Consider the following 17,140-nt stretch of genomic DNA (forward strand, 5'->3'; position numbering starts at 1 on the left):
CTACCCGGGAAGGTGCCGCCTCAAAGAAGGCGGCGGCCCTCCCGTTGCGCGAGGAGGGCCGCCATGGCCGCCGCTGTGGATCGGCGGCCTGGCCCCGCGCGTCGTCCGTCCAGGCCCATCGGGACGGCGCGCGGGGCAGTCTGTGGGGCTAGCTGTCACCGCCTGCGCTGCCGGTCGTGCCGGCAGTGACGTCGAGCAGCCGGTACCGCTCGATCGCCTCGCGCGGGGCGCCGGCCGGGACCTCTCCACGGCGGGCGAGCTCGGCGAGCGTGCGCACGACGACGGAGTGAGAGTCGATCTTGAAGAACCGGCGAGCGGCGGCGCGCGTGTCCGAGAAGCCGAAGCCATCGGCGCCGAGCACCGCGTAGTCGCCGGGGACGAACTGCCGGATCTGGTCCGGCACGGACTTCATGTAGTCCGAGACCGCGACGACGGGACCGGACGTGCCCGCGAGCTGCTGGGTCACGAACGGGACGGGAGCCTCGAGCTCGGGGTGCAGGAAGGCCTGCTCCTCCGCGGCGAGGCCCTCGCGGCGCAGCTCGGTCCACGAGGTCACGCTCCACACGTCCGCCGCGACGCCCCAGTCCTCGGCGAGGATCCGGCGTGCCTCGACCGCCCACGGCACCGCGACGCCCGAGGCGAGCAGCTGCGCGCGGGGGGCTTCAGCGGAAAGGCGCGCGACGGCGTCGTCCGCCTCGCTGCCGCTCGCGCCGGGCAGCCGGTACATGCCCTTGAGCAGCGCCTCGACGTCGAGCCCCTCGGGCTCCGCGGGCTGGACGATCGGCTCGTTGTACACCGTGAGGTAGTACATGACGTTGGGGTCGGGATGCGTGCCGCCGTACATGCGCTCGAGTCCCGCGCGCATGATGTGCCCGATCTCGTACCCGTACGCCGGGTCCCACGTGATGACGGCCGGGTTCGTCGAGGCCAGGATCGGGGAGTGGCCGTCGGCGTGCTGGAGGCCCTCGCCCGTGAGGGTCGTCCGGCCGGCGGTCGCGCCGATGACGAAGCCGCGCGTCATCTGGTCGGCGGCGGCCCAGAAGGAATCGCCCGTGCGCTGGAAGCCGAACATCGAGTAGAAGACGTAGATCGGCACGAGCGGCTCGCCGTGCGTCGCATAGGACGTCCCGGCCGCCGTGAACGCGGCCACGGCCCCGGCCTCGTTGATGCCGGGGTGGATGAGCTGGCCCGCGGGGGACTCCTTGTAGGCGAGCACGAGGTCGCGGTCCACGGAGAGGTAGTTCTGGCCCGTCGGGTTGTAGATCTTCGCCGTCGGGAAGAACGCGTCCATGCCGAAGGTCCGGCTCTCGTCCGGGACGATCGGGACCACGCGCCGGCCGAACTCCTTGTCCCGCATGAGGTCCTTGAGCAGGCGCACGAAGGCCATCGTCGTGGCCGCCTGCTGCTTGCCCGAGCCCCGGGCGGCGACGGCGTACGCGGACGACGGCGGCAGCGTCACCTCGGCGTGCCGGCTGCGGCGCTCGGGGACCGCGCCGCCCAGGGCCGCCCGGCGGCCGAGGAGGTAGCGGATCTCCGGGGCGTCCATGCCCGGGTGGTAGTACGGCGGGCGGTACGGGTCTGCCTCGAGCTGCTCGTCCGTGACCGGGATCCGCAGGTAGTCGCGGAAGTCCTTGAGGTCCTGGAGCGTGAGCTTCTTCATCTGGTGGGTCGCGTTGCGGCCCTCGAAGTGGGAGCCGAGGCCGTAGCCCTTGACCGTCTTGGCCAGGATGACCGTGGGCTTGCCCTGGAACTCGCTCGCGGCCTTGTAGGCGGCGTAGACCTTCTGGTAGTCGTGGCCGCCGCGCTTGAGGTTCCAGATCTGCTCGTCGCTCAGGTCGGCGACGAGCTCCTTCGTCTCAGGCGTCCGGCCGAAGAAGTGCTCGCGCACGAAGGCGCCGTCCTCGGCCTTGAAGGTCTGGTAGTCGCCGTCCGGCGTCTCGTTCATGAGCCGCACGAGGTGCCCCTCGCGGTCGCGTGCCAGGAGCGAGTCCCACTCGCGGCCCCAGACCACCTTCACGACGTTCCAGCCGGCGCCGCGGAAGAACGCCTCGAGCTCCTGCAGGACCTTGCCGTTGCCGCGCACCGGCCCGTCGAGGCGCTGGAGGTTGCAGTTGACCACGAACGTGAGGTTGTCGAGCCCCTCGTTGGCAGCGAGCTGCAGGAGGCCGCGGCTCTCGGGCTCGTCCATCTCGCCGTCGCCGAGGAACGCCCAGACGCGCTGGTCCGAGGTGTCCTTGAGGCCCCGGTTCGCGAGGTAGCGGTTGGACTGTGCCTGGTAGATCGCGTTCATGGGGCCGATGCCCATCGATACCGTGGGGAACTCCCAGAAGGAGGGCATGAGCCGCGGGTGTGGGTAGGACGAGAGCGCGTGGCCCTCGCGGGACTTCTCCTGCCGGAACCCGTCGAGGTCCTCCTCGCTTAGCCGGCCCTCCATGAACGCCCGCGCATACATGCCGGGGGAGGCGTGGCCCTGGAAGAAGACCTGGTCGCCGCCGCCCGGGTGGTCCTTGCCGCGGAAGAAGTGGTTGAAGCCGACCTCGTAGAGGGTTGCCGCGCCCGCGTAGGTCGAGATGTGCCCGCCGACGCCGATCCCCGGGCGCTGGGCGCGGTGCACGAGCACGGCAGCGTTCCAGCGCATCCACGCGCGGTAGCGGCGCTCGATCTCCTCGTCGCCCGGGTACTCGGGCTCCTGGTCGGCGGGGATCGTGTTGACATAGTCCGTCGTGTGGACCATCGGGACGCCCACGCTCTGGGCTCCGGCCCGCGCCAGGATGCTCCTGACCATGAACTGCGCGCGCTCCGTGCCGCGCTCGGCCACGAGCGAGTCGAAGGACTCGATCCACTCCGCCGTCTCTTCCGGATCGCGGTCCAGCGGTGCGCCGGGGCCGCCGAGGATGTGCTGGGTATGCTCGCCAGTCAACACGTCCAACCTCATTTCTGCGCGAGGGGTGCGCGCACTCGTCCGCGGAACCTCGTTATCCCGGGGATGATGTCTGCAGCCGCTCCACTGTTTCGTATAGTGGAAACGAAATATTGCAATGTGGATTAAGAGTCGCGTGTCGGGGTGATGCGCGTCAAGTTGGTGTCGCCCGCCCGCGTGGGGCGGGCGCGGGAAGGAGCGGGAGATGGCGAACGCCGAGAACACCACCGAGAACGAGGAGAACGTCACGCGGACGACGGCGGAGCCCGGCTCCCAGCCGAGGGTCGCCGTCGTGACGGGGGCCGGATCGGGGATCGGCCGGGCCGTGGCGCGCAGGCTCTTGGCCGAGGGCTGGAGCGTCGTCCTCGCCGGGCGCCGGGCCGAGCTCCTCCATGAGACGGGCGAGAGCTTCGACTCCCGCGCGCTCGCGGTGCCTGCCGACGTCACGGTGCCCGCCGACGTCGAGCGCGTCTTCGCCCAGGCGGTGGACGCCTTCGGGCGGGTCGACGTCCTGTTCAACAACGCGGGCATGTTCGGCCCCGCCGGGAACGTCGGCGAGATCGCGCCGGCCGACTGGGACGCGACGGTCGCGGTCAACCTCACGGGGAGCTTCCTGTGCGCCGCGGCGGCGTTCCGCACCATGGCCGCGCAGAGCCCGCGGGGCGGGCGGATCATCAACAACGGCTCCATCTCGGCGCATGCGCCGCGGCCCCAGTCCGCGGCCTACACGGCCACCAAGCACGCCATCTCGGGGCTGACCAAGAGCATCGAGCTCGACGGGCGGGAGTTCGGGATCACGTGCGGTCAGATCGACATCGGCAACACGCGCACGGAGATCATGGACACCCTCGGCGTCGGTGAGGGCGCCCTCCAGGCGGACGGCACGCGCCGCGTCGAGCCGACTTTCCCCGTCGAGGAGGCGGCGCGCGCCGTCGTCCTCATGGCCTCGCTCCCGCCCGAGGCGACCGTCGGCTCGCTCCTCATCACGGCCTCGGGCATGCCCTTCGTGGGGCGGGGCTAGCGGTTGAGCGGGCCCCGCCGCCAGACCGTTTCGGGTACGGATCTCGACGCGGAAGTGGGGTTTCGGGTACACGGACGGCTTCCATCGCTGTACCCGGAATCCCTATATGGCGACGAGATCCGTACCCGAAACGGGGGTGCAGTGTTAGGCCCGCGCCAGCCGCCCGACGTCGCCTTCGCCTTCCAGACGAGAAGAGGGCTCACCCAAGGGTGCCCAGCGGTATACCAAATATTCCGTAACACGGAAATAAAATTCCCCCTTGCGGAATAACAGGTCCAGTCCTACGGTGGAAGCACAGCCCCTCAAGGGTGAGGGGCACCACACTTGGCAAGGATTGGTTTCCCATGAAGCTCCATGATCCGGCGGCGCTGAAGGCGAGTTCGGCGCCCGCGAAGAAGAAGCGGCTGTGGCAGTCGCTCTTCTTCCAGATTCTGATCGCCGTAGTGGCGGGCATCACGATCGGCCACCTCTGGCCGGATCTCGGTGCCGACCTCAAGCCTCTGGGCGACGGGTTCATCCGCCTCATCAAGATGATCATCGCCCCGCTCATCTTCCTCGTGATCGTCACGGGCATCTCCGCGGTCGGCGACGTCAAGGCCGTGGGCCGCGTGGGCGTCAAGGCCCTCATCTACTTCTCCGCCGCGACGCTCTTCGCGCTCGTCTTCGGGCTCGTCGTCGCCAACATCGTCCAGCCGGGCGCGACCCTGAACATCGACCCGGCGACGCTCTCGCAGAGCGACCTGGACGCCAAGACCGGCAACGGCGCCCCCAAGGATGCCGCGACCTTCATCCTCGAGGTCATCCCCGTGAGCGTCATCGATGCCTTCGCGGGCAACCACCTGCTCCAGGTCCTGTGCTTCTCGGTCTTCTTCGGCGCTGCCGTTGTGGTCATCGGCAAGGACCGCTGCGCCCCCGTGCTGTCCTTCTTCGAGGTCATCCTCGAGCTGGTCTTCAAGATCATGGCCTGGATCATGCGCGTGGCCCCGATCGGCGCGTTCGGCGCGATGGCCTTCATCATCGGCCAGTACGGGCTCGAGACGCTCGGGACCTTTGCCCTGCTCATCGCCGCCTGCTACGGCGCAGCCATCGTCTTCATCGGCCTGCTCTTCGTGGTGGCGTGGTCCTTCGCCCGCGTGCCGCTGTGGCAGTTCCTCAAGTACACCCGCGAGGAGTTCCTCCTCGCCCTCGGCACCGCCTCGACCGAGTCGGTCATGCCGCGCATCATGGGCAAGCTCGCCAACGCCGGCTGCTCCCGCGCCACGACCGGCCTCGTCATCCCCACCGGCTACTCGTTCAACCTCGACGGCGCCGCGATCTACCTCTCGATCTCCCTGCTGTTCCTCGCCCAAGCCTTCGGGCACCAGCTCGACCTCGGCCAGCAGCTCGCGGCCCTCGGCGTCCTGCTCCTGACCTCCAAGGGCATGGCCGGCGTCCCCGGGTCGTCCTTCCTCGCCCTGTCGGCCACCGCCGGCGCGCTCGGGCTGTTCCCCGTCGCGGGGGTCGCCCTGCTCCTGGGCGCCGACCGCCTCATGGACTCGATGCGCGTCGTCGTGAACCTCCTCGGCAACTGCGTCGCGACCTTCGTCGTCGCCAAGTGGGAGGGCCAGTTCGACCGCACCGCCATGAAGCGCGCCTTCGACGGCGAGCTCACCAACGAGGACTCCGCGATCCTGCTCGGCCGCGAGGATGAGTTCGCCCGCCAGGAGGAGGAGCGCGCCAAGCGCGGCGAGGCCCCGTCGCCGAAGTGGAGCGGTGGCCCGTACGAGGAGGACATCCCGGAATTCCAGATGTCCCAGCACGGGTCCGGCCGCGCGGGTGAAAGCCCACTAGTCGAGCCCGCCGCAGCGGACCAGCCGCGTTAGAGCAGCGGCAGGACCTCTCCCAGGTCCGTCCTCGTCCCCGAGGCGCTGAGCTTGCCCGAGCTCAGCGCCTCGGTGCGTGGAACTGCGCGACGAGGCGTTCGACGGCGGCCCGGTCGCCGGAAAGCTCGAGGCTGCCGAGCGGGCGGTCCTGAAAGAGGATCTCGGCCCAGAGGTGCAGGTCGAGCTGCACCAGTGGGGCCAGAGGGCCGGCAGAGGCCATGGTCCGCATCGACTGGAGGGCCGCGTCCGGCGTAAGCCGACCGCCAGGGCTCTTGGTCGGCGACGAGACCGCCCACCGCCCGATCGCGTCGAGCGCCGGGGCGGCCTCCCGGGCCCAGTCAGTGCATTCATACCCGGCAGCGCGCCCGGGGAGTTCGGTCCTGGCCACAAGGCCAACTGCCTCAAGCTCGCGGAGCCGTGACGTGAGCATAGCCGGTGTGATGCCCCGGACCGAGGCCTCCAGCTCTGCGAACCGCTTGGGGGCGAGCATGAGCTCGCGCAGGATCGGGTAGTTCCACCGGTCGCCCAGGAGCTCGAGGCCGTGGGCCGTGGCGCAGGCGTCCAACTATCTCTAGCATGGTCGAGCCGGCATCGTCCCCGTCCTTCAACGAACAGGAGCTCCCCGATGCCCACTGTGTCCTCGGCCGACGGAACGCCCATCTCCTACAGTGCGGAAGGATCCGGGCCGCCCCTCATCATGGTCCACTGCGTCGGCGTCTCCCGTCGCACCGACCCCATCGCATCCCTTCCCCCCGCGCTCGCCGAACACTTCACCGTCTACTCCTACGACCGCCGCGGCAAGGGAGAGTCGGGGAACACGCAGCCCTACGCCGTCGAGCGCGAATTCGAGGATCTCGCCGCCGTGATCGAGGTCGCCCGTGGCGAGACACAGGCTGAGGCCGCGGTCTTCGGCTTCTCGTCCGGCGCCACGCTCGCTCTCATGGCGGCGCGCGCTGGCCTGCCGATCAGCAGGCTCGCGCTGCTCGAGCCTCCCTTCATGTCCGCGCACGACGGCGGCGCGCTCGCCGCCGAGTTCGAGCGCATCCTCGCCGACGACGGCCCGGCCGCAGCAAACCGCTGGTACTCGCGCGACATCGTCGGCGTGCCAGAGGAGATCCTCGAGGGGTTCGCCCTGACCGAGGACAATCTGGCGGACGCTCCGGCGATCGTCCACGAGCTGCGCTTCCTCCCCGGCAACGGCCCCGACACGTTCGCCGAAGTCCGCCAGCCCACGCTCCTCGTGGTCAGCGACCAGACTGCGCCTGTCATGTATGACTTTGCCGAAGCCCTCGTGGCCTCGATGCGGAACGTCACCTATCGGAAGCTGCCGGGCCAGTGGCACGGCATCCCCGACAGCACGATGACGGACGCGCTCCGCGAGTTCGCCGGCCTCTAGCCGCCGGTTCACACGAGCGGGAGCAGCCCGCCCAGATCCGTCCTGGTGCCCGAGGCGCTGAGCTTGCCCGAGCTCAACGCCTCGGCCCATGCCAGGGAGCCGGTCGCGAGCGCGAGCCACGTCGCGGCGTCCGTCTCCACGACGTTGGGCGGGGTGCCGCGCGTGTGCCGCGGCCCCTCGACGCACTGCGCGACCCCGAACGGCGGCACGCGCACCTCGACCGAGTTCCCCGGGGCCCGCTCGGCGAGCTCCTCGAGTGCGTAGCGCACTGCTGTAGCGAGCGTCTGGCGGGCGACGGCGGGCGTCGCCTCACCTGCCGCGCCCGCCGAGCGCTCGGCGAGCCAGGCGGCGACGGCGGCGCGGCCGGCGTCGTGGGCGATCTTGCGGCGGGCAGCCATGTGTTCCTCCGTGTCCTGCAGTCCCTGCAGCTAGTCCAGCAGGGCCGAGACGGCGGTCCCCAGCCGGATCCGGCCGACCTGCCGGCCCCCGCCGAGCACGGGCTCGACGACCCGTTCGAGCACCCGAGCGACGTCGGGGATGTCGACGGCGTCGGCAGCGGCAAGCATCGTGAGGCCCACGAGCGTCGTGGCCCGGACGTTGCCGTCGAGGACCTTGACGGCCACCGTGGCGCCCTGCGGCGTCGCGAGGACGAGGAGCCCCTCGGCGCCGATCTTGGCGATGATGCCCAGTTCCTCCATGACCACCGTGTTCTCGCGGTCGCGGCCCTGCACGGCCCACGGGTAGTCGAGCATCGAGGTCGCGACGGTGGCGGCACGCGCGTTCGCCGCGTCGTCCCCGGGCGCCTTCGCGAGCCGTGAGTAGGCGCGGGCGAGGCCCGCGAGCGAGACGGCCGCGACGGGCGCCCCGCAGCCGTCGATGCCGAGGTGCGCGGTGGACTCCTCGGCGTACTCCTCGACCGTGGCCCGCACGCGCTGCTGCATCGCGTGGTTGGGCTCGAGGTAGCTGCGGCGGTCCCAGCCGTTCTCGACGCAGGCCCAGAGGAACGCCGCGTGCTTGCCCGAGCAGTTGAACGCGAGCTTGCGCCGGCCCTGGCCCGAGCGGACGAGCCACGCACGGGCGTTCTCGTCGGCGGGCCAGTCCGCGGGACACAGGAGGTCCTCCTCGCGCAGGCCGGCCGCGGAGAGCATGCCCTCGACGACGTCCATGTGGTCGAGGGAACCCGTGTGCGACGCGCAGGCGAGCGCGACCTGCGCCCCGCGCAGCGGCACGCCCGCCTGCATCGAGGCGAGGGCCTGGAACGGCTTGAGTGTCGAGCGGGCGAGGACCGGCGTCCTGATGTCCCCGAGCTCGGTCACGACCGTGCCGTCCCCGGCGAGCACGACGGCGGAGCCCACGTGCCGCGACTCGATGAAGCCGCTGCGCTCGATCACGGCGAGCTCGACGGCGTCGTCCGCCGAGAAGGTTGCGTGGGGGGCCATGCGAGAAGTCTAAGTCGGAGCCTGCCGCCAGCGGCCGAGCATGGAGTGCGGCGCGCGGGGCATGGCGGATACCCTTGGGGGCGTGAAGGTTCTCGTGATCGGCCCGGGTGGCCGCGAACACGCCATTGTCCGCTCCCTCCTGGCCGATCCCGCGGTGTCCGAGGTCCACGCCGCGCCCGGCAACGCCGGCATCGCCCAGGTGGTCCCGACCCACGCGATCGACGCCAACAGCCCCGAGGCCGTCACGGCGCTCGCGCAGAAGCTCGGCGTCGACCTCGTCGTGGTGGGCCCCGAGGCCCCGCTCGCCGCGGGCGTCTCCGACGCCGTCCGCGAGGCCGGGATCCCCGTGTTCGGCCCGAGCAGGGCCGCGGCCCAGCTCGAGGCGTCCAAGGCGTTCGCCAAGCAGGTCATGGCCGAGGCCGGCGTCCCGACCGCGATGGCCCGCGTCGCCGGGACGGCCGAGGAGGCCGCGGACGCCCTCGACGCCTTCGGCGCCCCCTATGTGGTCAAGGACGACGGCCTCGCGGCGGGCAAGGGCGTCGTCGTCACGTCGGACCGCGACGCCGCGCTCGCGCACGCGCAGGCGTGCTTCGATGCGGGCGGGACCGTGGTCATCGAGGAGTTCCTCGACGGCCCCGAGGTCTCCCTCTTCGTCCTCTCCGACGGCAGGAACGTCGTCCCGCTCGCCCCGGCGCAGGACTTCAAGCGCATCTTCGACAACGACGAGGGCCCCAACACGGGCGGCATGGGCGCGTACACCCCGCTCGAATGGGCGCCCGAGACGCTCGTGGCGGAGGTCGTGGAGCGCGTGGCCCAGCCGACCATCGACGAGATGGCCAAGCGCGGCACGCCCTTCGTCGGCGTCCTCTACTGCGGCCTCGCCCTCACGTCCCGCGGGACGCGGGTCATCGAGTTCAACGCCCGCTTCGGCGACCCCGAGACCCAGGCGGTCCTAGCCCGGCTCCGGACGCCGCTCGGCTCGCTCCTGCTCGCCGCCTCGACCGGTGGGCTCGACCGTGTGGAGAAGCTGCGCTGGACGCCCGAGACGGCTGTCGCCGTCGTCCTCGCCTCCGAGCACTACCCGGACACGCCCCGCACGGGCGACCGGATCCGGGGGCTCAAGAAGGCCGCAGCGGTCGAGGGCGTCCACGTCCTGCACGCGGGCACGAAGCTCGGCGAGGACGGCAAGGTCGTCTCGGCGGGCGGCCGCGTCCTCGCGGTCGTGGCGCTCGGCGAGGACCTCACCCAGGCGCGGGAGCGCGCCTACGAGGGGATGGGGGAGATCGGGCTCGACGGCGGGCAGTACCGCCGGGACATCGCCGCCAAGGCCGCGCGCGGCGACGTGCGCGTGCCCGCCCCCTCCGGCCGGCGCGCCGCCCGCGTGGCGGGAGCCGAGTGATGGCCGGCATGGATGTGTCGAAGGGCTTCGCGGCCCAGGCGCCCGAGCTGCCGGGCTGGAAGCATGTCTACTCGGGCAAGGTCCGGGACCTGTACGAGCCGGCTGAGGGGCCCGGCGGCGCCCCGTTCGAGGATGCCGTGCTCGTCGTCGCGAGCGACAGGATCAGCGCCTACGACCACGTGCTGGCCAGCACGATCCCCGACAAGGGGCGCATCCTCACGCAGCTGAGCCTATGGTGGTTCGAGCAGCTCGACGTCCCGAACCACGTCCTCGCCGCAGGCGTGGCCGAGGGCGTCCCCGCCGAGGTCGAGGGACGCGCCATGGTGTGCCGCCAGCTCGAGATGTACCCGGTCGAGTGCATCGCGCGCGGATACCTCACCGGGTCCGGCCTCGCCGAGTACCGCGAATCCGGGACGGTCTGCGGCATCCCGCTGCAGGATGGCCTCGTGGACGGCTCACGGCTGCGGGAGCCGATCTTCACGCCCTCGGCCAAGGCGGGGATCGGGGAGCACGACGAGAACATCACCTACGAGGACGTCACCGGCATGGTGGGCGACGACGCCGCGGCCCGGCTGCGCGACCTCACTCTGGAGATCTACGGTCGGGCCGAGGCGATCGCGCGCGAGCGCGGGATCATCCTCGCGGACACGAAGGTCGAATTCGGGCTCGACCCCATCACGGGCCTCATCACCCTGGGCGACGAGGTGCTGACCCCGGACTCGTCCAGGTTCTGGGATGCGGCCACGTGGGAGCCCGGGGCTGCGCAGCCGTCCTTCGACAAGCAGTACGTCCGCGACTGGCTCATCTCGCCGGCGTCCGGCTGGGACAGGTCCTCAGGCGAGGAGCCGCCCGCGCTGCCCGCCGACGTCGTCGAGCGCACCCGCGCGCGTTACGTCGAGGCGTACGAGAGGCTCACGGGCCGCACGTTCGCCTGACGGCTCACGCCGCACCGCGGGGTCCGGTGGTCGAGTGCAGTCGACCCTGGGCCCCGCATCACTCCCCGCCGAGCGGGTCCGGACGTTCCGCCCGCTGGGCGGCGAGCCGGATCTCGAGGATCGCGTCCATGGTCTGCTGGACCTTCTCCGAGGCGCCCGCGTAGCCGAACTGCTCGCGGGCGTCCTTGAGCATCTCGAGGGCCTCGTCGTTGCTTCCGAGCGCCTTGAAGGCCCGGCCGAGGAGGAGCGCGACCTCGCCGGCCGTGTGCCGGCCGAGCACCGCCTTCTCGTTGTGGATCGTGCGGAGGAGCTCTATGGCGGGGCGGATCTCGCCGTTGAGGTAGAGCCAGCGGGCCCTGATGAAGCGGACCTCGAGCTGTTCGGTGCGAGAGCCGCCCACGATGCTCAGGGCGAGCTCGGCCCGCTCGATCGCTGCGAGGGTGGCGGGCTCGATGATGCCGCCCGAGAGGCGCACGGCGGCGGAGGCCTTGTTGAACCGCGCCCACAGCTCGATGTCGTTCGCGGGGGAGAGGAGCTGTGCCGCCCGCTCGTGGTGCTTGACGCCCTCCTCATAGTCGGCGCGCATGAATGCGACGTTGCCGATGACCCATTCGATCTCGCCCGCGAGCTGGCCCATCGCCTCCTCGTCGACGAGCGTCTCGAGGATGCGGCATTGGTCCCACGCCTCGTCGAGCTTGCCACTTTCGGCGAGCGCCCCGATGAGCGCGCGGAGCGCGCCGATGTAGATCGTCGAACCCGCCGGCAGCTGGGCGCCCATGCGAACGGCCTCGCGGGCGTGCTCGATTGCGGTGCTCAGCTGGCCGAGGCCGTGGCACACAGCGGCGAGCATCTGGCGCGCCCGGACGGCCAGCCCCGAGGACTCCGCCACGATGGGGTGTTCGAGGAGGTGCTGGACGATGCGCTGGCACTCGGCGAGTTCGCCCTGTTTCATGAGGCATTCGGCCTGCATGTAGGTCATATTCCACCACGCACTGTTGTTCTTGCCGTCGAGCGCGAACTGCGCTGCGGTCGCCGCATGGGTGGCCGCCTGCGCATAGTCCCGGAGATCCCAGGCCTGGCGTGCGTAGAGCCCGGCGAGGACATACTCGGCGTCATTGGCGCTCACGGGCTGGCTCCAGGCCTCGAGGGCCTTCGGCGCAAGCTGGAGCCGGCGGGCGAGTTCCTGGATGACCTCCGCCGTGGGCTCCCGGCGGCCGGTCTCGAGCAGCGAGATGTAGCTCGGGGAATACAGGTCCTTGCCGAGCTCGGCCTGGGTGAGGCCACGCTCAAGGCGCTCAGCCCTCAGCTTCTCGCCGAATCCACTCCCCACAGCGACCTCCTCGCCCGCACGCCTGCCGGAATGACCTGCGTTTACCATATGCGTCAAACCGCTGCGCGAACCCCAGATACAGCGGGGAGCTGCCCGCTTGACAGCCCGTGTGGAAAATATTTTACTTGGGATGTCAATCACGACAAAGCACGCTCTGCCCGAAACATCGCACCCGTTCTGGAAAATCGCATCCAGAACACAAAAAAAGGACAAGATCATGCTGAAGAAACTCATCGCTTCCATTGCCCTGGGCGGATCCATCGCTCTGTCGGGTGTTGCTGTGGCCCCGACGGCGATCGGCAACTGGCCGGACCCCATGACGGCCCCAACGGCGATCGGCAACTGGCCGGACCCGATGTCGGAGCCGGTGGACGAGCCGACGGCCAAGCCCTCCAAGAAAGGCTGATGGCGCCCTCGACTGAGGCGCCCACCTCGCGGAGTGGCAGGCAGGGCTAGGAGGCTGGCCAGACTGCAACCGCGACTGTGCCCCGGGAGCGATCCCGGGGCACAGCTATCTCTGCTCCCCGTGGCAGACCCTGCACTGGCGGCTGCTGGACGCCGGGGACGGCGAAGGCCCCGCCGCCCAAGGGGCTGCGGGGCCTTCGTGTGGTCGGGATGACAGGATTTGAACCTGCGACCTCTTCGTCCCGAACGAAGCGCGCTACCAAGCTGCGCTACATCCCGATCCGCGCCTCGGCTCTCCCCGAAGCAACTCATCCAGACTACCCGATTCTGGCCGCAGGACGAAATCGAAACCGCCCACCCCGGGCGTCCTCCTGGAGGGAGTTGCGGGGTCACATCCCAAGGATGCGAGGTCACGTCTCTGGGATGCGAGGTCACGTCTCTGGAATGCGAGGTCATCGTCCTGACAATGTCTCTGGGTCGCAGGCAAGTGACCCCGCATTGTTGGGAGGTGACCCCGGATCGTTGGGAGATGACCCTGCATTGTTGGGAGGTGACCCCGGGTTTCAGACGAGCGAGTCGCGCCATGCCGCCTGGAGTGCCGCGAACCTCCCTCCGCGCGCGAGGAGCTCCTCGGGTGAGCCGTCCTCGACGACGCGGCCGGCCTCCATGACGAGCACCCTGTCGGCGATCTCGACCGACGAGAGCCGGTGGGCGATGATGACCGCGGTCCGCCGTGACCCGTCGTTCCCCGCCCTTCGGCTCAAAAGTCGCGAGAGCCCCGCCTGCACGAGCCGCTCCGAGGGAACGTCGAGGGAGCTCGTGGCCTCGTCCAGGATGAGCACCGCCGGATCGGCGAGCACCGCGCGGGCGAAGGAGATCAGCTGCCGCTGGCCGGCCGAGACCCGCCCGCCCCGCTTGGTGACATCCGTGTCGTAGCCCTCGGTGAGGGCGGAGATGAACTCGTGCGCGCCGACGGCCTTCGCCGCGGCCTCGATGTCCGCGCGGGAGGCGCCGGCGCGGCCGAGCGCGATGTTGTCCGCGACGCTCCCGGAGAACAGGAACGCCTCCTGGGTGACCATGACGACGGCGCGCCGCAGGTCGTGCGTCGAGAGCCGCCGCAGGTCGACGCCGTCGAGCGTCACCGCGCCCGCCGAGGGGTCGTAGAACCGGGCCACGAGCTTGGCGAGCGACGACTTCCCCGCGCCCGTCGCCCCGACGAGCGCCACCGTCTGGCCCGCCGGGATGGCGAGCGAGAACTCAGGCAGGACCTCGGGGCCCTCGCCGTAGGAGAAGGCGACCGACGCGAACGCGACCGCGCCGCGCGCGCGGGGCAGCGGCACGGGGTCGCGCGGAGGCTGGACCGAGGGCACCTCCTCGAGGAGGCCCGAAACCTTCTCGAGCGCCGCCTGCGCGCTCTGGAACGAGTTGTAGAACATTGCCATCTGCTCGAGCGGGGCGAAGAACCGCTTCGTCGAGAGCACGACGGCGAGCAGCACCCCGACCGCGAGCGTCCCCTCGAGCACACGGACGCCCGCGGCGAGGAGCACCGCCGCGACCGAGACGTTCCCGATGAGCGCGAGCCCGGGCTGGAACACGCCGTGGAGCTGGATGGAGCGCAGGGTCGCCGCAGCGAAGTCGTCCGCGAGCCGGCCGTACTCAGCGCTGTTGTCCCGCTCCCGGCGGAAGGCCTTGACGGCGCGGATGCCGGTCATGGTCTCGACGAAGTGCACGATGAGCCTCGCCGAGACGACGCGCGAGGCCCGGTAGGCCCGCTGGGACCGGATCTGGTACCAGCGGGCGAGGACGGCCATCGGCACGGCGGCCGCGAGCATGATGAGCCCCGAGCGCCAGTCGAGGAAGAACACCGCCGCGGCCGTGAAGCCCATGAACATGAGCCCGGACGCGAGCGCGCCCACGCCTGTGTCGAGGAGCTCGCGCAGGGCCTCGAGGTCCGACGTCTGGCGGCTGATGATCCGCCCCGAGGTGTAGTGCTCGTGGAAGTCCAGGCTCAGGCGCTGGGTGTGCCGGAACACGCGCACGCGCAGGTCCAGGAGCATGGCTTGGCTCAGCGCCGCCGTCGAGGTCACGTAGCCGGCGGTGAGCAGCGCCGTCGTGAGCGCGGCAGCGAGATAGCCCCCGCCGGCGAGCCACATGACGCCCGGGTCGCCCGCGGCGAGCGCGGGCAGCGCGCGGTCGATCCCGAAGGCGATGAGCGCCGGGCCGGCGGCGCGCGTGGCCTGCGAGACGATGACCATCGCGAGCGTCGCTGCGAGCCGGCCACGGACCGGGCCCATGAGTTCGCCCAGGAGCCGCAGCGACCTGCGGCGCACAGCGCGGCTCGCCTCGCGCGAGAGGTCGAGGGAGTCCTCGCCGGCCGTCCCGAAGGCGGCTCGCGTGGTCGACGTGCTCATCGCGCCTCCTCGAGGTCGCCGGGCTCGGTGTCGAGGTTGCGGGGACCCTCCGGCAGGCTCGCGATGACCCAGCGGTAGTGCGCGCTGCGGGCCAGCAGCTCGGCATGCGTCCCGACGTCCTCGATGACGCCGCCGGCGAGCAGCGCGACGCGGTCCGCGAGGGCCACGGTCGAGGGCCGGTGGGCGACGACGAGCGCCGTCGTCTCGGTGAGGGCCTCGCGCAGGCGGGCTGTGACGCGCTCCTCCGTCGCGACGTCGAGGGCCGAGAGCGGGTCGTCGAGCACGAGGACGGCGGGCCGGGCCGCGATGGCGCGGGCCAGGGCGATGCGCTGCCGCTGGCCGCCAGAGAGGCTCAGGCCCTCCTCGCCGATCCGGGTGTCGAGCCCGGCCGGGAGAGAGTAGGCGAACTGGGCCTGCGCGATGTCGAGCGCTTCCGCGAGCAGCGCCTCCGCCTCGGGCCCCTCGCGCACCGCGGCCCCGAGGAGTACGTTGTCCCGCACCGACGACGAGAAGAGGGTCGTGTCCTCGAAGGCGACCGCGACAAGGCGGCGCAGCTCGGCCAGCGGCAGGCGCCGCACGTCCACGCCGTCGATCTCGACCGAGCCGGCCTCGACGTCGTAGAGCCGCGGCGCCAGCTGCAGGAGCGTGCTCTTCCCCGATCCCGTCGCCCCGACGAGTGCCATGGTCTCGCCCGGGCGCACCTCGAGCGTCACGCCGGCGAGCACGGCGGCTGGCGCCGCGTCCCCACCGGGGCGGGCGGCGCCACCGTCCGCGCCGTCGCCTGCGCGCCGCGCGTACCCGAAGACGACATCACGGAACGTGAGCGCGCCGCGCGTGGCGGCGGGGTGCTCGGGGTCTGCGGGATCGGTTATGGTGTCGGCGGCGTCCATGACCTCGAAGTGCCGGTCCACGGCCGTCTTGGCCGTGAGCGCCATGCCGACGAGCATTCCGCTCGATTCGACGGGCTGCGCGACGGCGGCCGCGGTGGCGAAGAAGGCCGCGAGCGAGCCGATGCTCAGCTGCCCCGTCGCGGTGAGCCAGATTCCGGTGACGAGGCCGACGCCGAGGGCGAGCTCGGGCAGGAGCGTCACGACGAGGCTGAACACGGCCTGGTGGCGGGCCTTGGCGACCTCGGTCTCGCGCAGCCGGTCCGCCTGCTCGGCGAAGCTCTCCAGCGCCTCCCGGCCCCGGCCGAAGGCCTTGAGCACGCGGATGCCGTGGACGGACTCCTCGACCGTCGTGGCGAGGTCCCCCGCGAGGTCCTGGCTGCGCCGGGTTGCGAGGGAGAAGTTCCGCCGGAAGACCGCTCCGTAGACCATGATCGGCAGCGCCGCGGCCAGGAAGATGAGCGCGAGCTGCCACGAGAGCGTGAACAGGAGCACGGCCCCGATGGCCACCGTGCTCACCGACACGACGAGGAAGATCGCGCCGAACGCGAGCCAGCGCCGCAGGAAGCCGAGGTCAGCCACCGAGCGCGAGAGCAGCTGGCCCGAGCCCCAGCGGTCGTGGAAGGCCACGGGGAGGTCCTGGAGGTGCCCATACATCGCGACGCGCATCTGCCGCTCGAGCCTGACGCTCGGCTCGATCACGAAGAGCCGGCGCAGCACCATCATGCCGGCCTCAAGCACGCCGAGGAGGAGGACGACGCCGGCGGCTCCCCACACAGCCGACGGCTGTGTGCCGTTCGCGACGAGCTGGTCGATGACCGCGCGCAGGACCTGCGGGATGGCGAGGGCCAGGGCCGAGGTGGCCAAGCCCGCGGCGAGGCCCGCGACGAGGCGCGGGAGGATGGGCCGCACGGCCGGGCCGAGCCGCGAGATGCTGCGGAAGAACGGCGTCTGCGGCGCGGGTCCGGAGGTGGCGTGTGCAGGGGCGCGCTGTGGCATGCCGGGGACTCACCCGCCTCGGGGTCGTGAGGTGTGTTGGCTGAGGACACCACCCTACGCCCGAAAACCGGTTTCCGGCGCGAGCGCTCACATCCCGGACGGCGCGCACTCGCGGAGACTGGGTCCTGCCGGGCCC

At 71.1% G+C, this 17,140-nt stretch carries 13 protein-coding genes and 1 tRNA gene; 6 read left to right on the forward strand and 8 right to left on the reverse strand.

From position 1 onward, the window contains the following. Positions 1-148: 148 nt before the first annotated feature. Positions 149-2,923 carry a pyruvate dehydrogenase (acetyl-transferring), homodimeric type gene (gene aceE / locus BV907_RS06850; RefSeq protein WP_425441612.1) on the reverse strand — a complete coding sequence of 925 codons (2,775 nt, stop codon included), beginning with the start codon at positions 2,921-2,923 and terminating at the stop codon, positions 149-151. Positions 2,924-3,125: 202 nt separating this feature from the next. On the opposite strand from aceE, the gene BV907_RS06855 reads away from it, so the two are divergent. Further along, positions 3,126-3,941: an SDR family oxidoreductase gene (locus BV907_RS06855; RefSeq protein ID WP_077488987.1), complete on the forward strand. Its 816-nt coding sequence runs from the start codon at positions 3,126-3,128 to the stop codon at positions 3,939-3,941. A 344-nt stretch (positions 3,942-4,285) separates the two neighbouring features. Beyond that, positions 4,286-5,803, forward strand: a complete 1,518-nt coding sequence (locus BV907_RS06860; protein WP_077488988.1) for a cation:dicarboxylate symporter family transporter — start codon at positions 4,286-4,288, stop codon at positions 5,801-5,803. Positions 5,804-5,864: 61 nt separating this feature from the next. Here the strand turns inward: BV907_RS06860 and BV907_RS06865 are convergent, their stop codons facing one another. Beyond that, positions 5,865-6,368 carry a winged helix-turn-helix transcriptional regulator gene (locus BV907_RS06865; RefSeq protein WP_077488989.1) on the reverse strand — a complete coding sequence of 168 codons (504 nt, stop codon included), beginning with the start codon at positions 6,366-6,368 and terminating at the stop codon, positions 5,865-5,867. A 60-nt stretch (positions 6,369-6,428) separates the two neighbouring features. Here BV907_RS06865 and BV907_RS06870 point away from each other — a divergent pair, with 60 nt between their 5' ends. Beyond that, entirely contained in the window at positions 6,429-7,199 is a 771-nt protein-coding gene (locus BV907_RS06870) for an alpha/beta fold hydrolase (protein ID WP_077488990.1), read from the forward strand. 8 nt (positions 7,200-7,207) lie between these two features. Here the strand turns inward: BV907_RS06870 and BV907_RS06875 are convergent, their stop codons facing one another. Both BV907_RS06875 and BV907_RS06880 read right to left on the reverse strand, forming a co-directional pair. Next, the gene (locus BV907_RS06875) at positions 7,208-7,597 is read right to left on the reverse strand and encodes a sterol carrier family protein (RefSeq protein WP_077488991.1); all 390 of its coding nucleotides are present in this window, start codon (positions 7,595-7,597) and stop codon (positions 7,208-7,210) included. 30 nt (positions 7,598-7,627) lie between these two features. After that, positions 7,628-8,638 carry an asparaginase gene (locus BV907_RS06880; RefSeq protein WP_077488992.1) on the reverse strand — a complete coding sequence of 337 codons (1,011 nt, stop codon included), beginning with the start codon at positions 8,636-8,638 and terminating at the stop codon, positions 7,628-7,630. 82 nt (positions 8,639-8,720) lie between these two features. Here BV907_RS06880 and purD point away from each other — a divergent pair, with 82 nt between their 5' ends. Then, the gene (gene purD, locus BV907_RS06885; RefSeq protein ID WP_077489099.1) at positions 8,721-10,037 is read left to right on the forward strand and encodes a phosphoribosylamine--glycine ligase; all 1,317 of its coding nucleotides are present in this window, start codon (positions 8,721-8,723) and stop codon (positions 10,035-10,037) included. Beyond that, a complete protein-coding gene (locus tag BV907_RS06890; RefSeq protein ID WP_077488993.1) occupies positions 10,037-10,972 on the forward strand; it encodes a phosphoribosylaminoimidazolesuccinocarboxamide synthase in 936 nt (311 codons plus the stop codon). Before purD ends, BV907_RS06890 begins: the two co-directional genes overlap by 1 nt. A 58-nt stretch (positions 10,973-11,030) precedes the next feature. Here BV907_RS06890 and BV907_RS06895 read toward each other — a convergent pair whose 3' ends face one another. After that, positions 11,031-12,302 (reverse strand): helix-turn-helix domain-containing protein, encoded by a 1,272-nt coding sequence (locus BV907_RS06895; protein ID WP_077488994.1) that lies wholly within the window; start codon positions 12,300-12,302, stop codon positions 11,031-11,033. 130 nt (positions 12,303-12,432) lie between these two features. On the opposite strand from BV907_RS06895, the gene BV907_RS06900 reads away from it, so the two are divergent. After that, complete coding sequence (locus tag BV907_RS06900) at positions 12,433-12,708, forward strand: hypothetical protein (RefSeq protein WP_245827832.1); 276 nt, start codon at positions 12,433-12,435, stop codon at positions 12,706-12,708. Between the two features lie 201 nt (positions 12,709-12,909). Here the strand turns inward: BV907_RS06900 and BV907_RS06905 are convergent. The 3 genes from BV907_RS06905 to BV907_RS06915 form a co-directional block, all read right to left on the reverse strand. After that, positions 12,910-12,986 (reverse strand) — tRNA-Pro (locus BV907_RS06905). Between the two features lie 284 nt (positions 12,987-13,270). Beyond that, positions 13,271-15,118, reverse strand: coding sequence for an ABC transporter ATP-binding protein (locus BV907_RS06910; RefSeq protein WP_077488996.1), 1,848 nt, complete (start codon positions 15,116-15,118; stop codon positions 13,271-13,273). Then, the gene (locus BV907_RS06915; protein ID WP_077488997.1) at positions 15,115-17,004 is read right to left on the reverse strand and encodes an ABC transporter ATP-binding protein; all 1,890 of its coding nucleotides are present in this window, start codon (positions 17,002-17,004) and stop codon (positions 15,115-15,117) included. Before BV907_RS06915 ends, BV907_RS06910 begins: the two co-directional genes overlap by 4 nt. Positions 17,005-17,140: the final 136 nt, after the last annotated feature.

Source organism: Sinomonas mesophila (genome assembly GCF_001999765.1).
GTDB lineage: Bacteria > Actinomycetota > Actinomycetes > Actinomycetales > Micrococcaceae > Sinomonas > Sinomonas mesophila.

What these genes read in the sequence shown, in the direction of transcription:
- BV907_RS06915 (WP_077488997.1), bottom strand. Translation starts at nt 17,004, where the DNA reads ATGCCACAGCGCGCCCCTGCACACGCCACCTCCGGACCCGCGCCGCAG.
- BV907_RS06890 (WP_077488993.1), top strand. Translation starts at nt 10,037, where the DNA reads ATGGCCGGCATGGATGTGTCGAAGGGCTTCGCGGCCCAGGCGCCCGAG.
- BV907_RS06910 (WP_077488996.1), bottom strand. Translation starts at nt 15,118, where the DNA reads ATGAGCACGTCGACCACGCGAGCCGCCTTCGGGACGGCCGGCGAGGAC.
- BV907_RS06880 (WP_077488992.1), bottom strand. Translation starts at nt 8,638, where the DNA reads ATGGCCCCCCACGCAACCTTCTCGGCGGACGACGCCGTCGAGCTCGCC.
- BV907_RS06875 (WP_077488991.1), bottom strand. Translation starts at nt 7,597, where the DNA reads ATGGCTGCCCGCCGCAAGATCGCCCACGACGCCGGCCGCGCCGCCGTC.
- BV907_RS06860 (WP_077488988.1), top strand. Translation starts at nt 4,286, where the DNA reads ATGAAGCTCCATGATCCGGCGGCGCTGAAGGCGAGTTCGGCGCCCGCG.
- BV907_RS06855 (WP_077488987.1), top strand. Translation starts at nt 3,126, where the DNA reads ATGGCGAACGCCGAGAACACCACCGAGAACGAGGAGAACGTCACGCGG.
- BV907_RS06900 (WP_245827832.1), top strand. Translation starts at nt 12,433, where the DNA reads ATGTCAATCACGACAAAGCACGCTCTGCCCGAAACATCGCACCCGTTC.
- BV907_RS06870 (WP_077488990.1), top strand. Translation starts at nt 6,429, where the DNA reads ATGCCCACTGTGTCCTCGGCCGACGGAACGCCCATCTCCTACAGTGCG.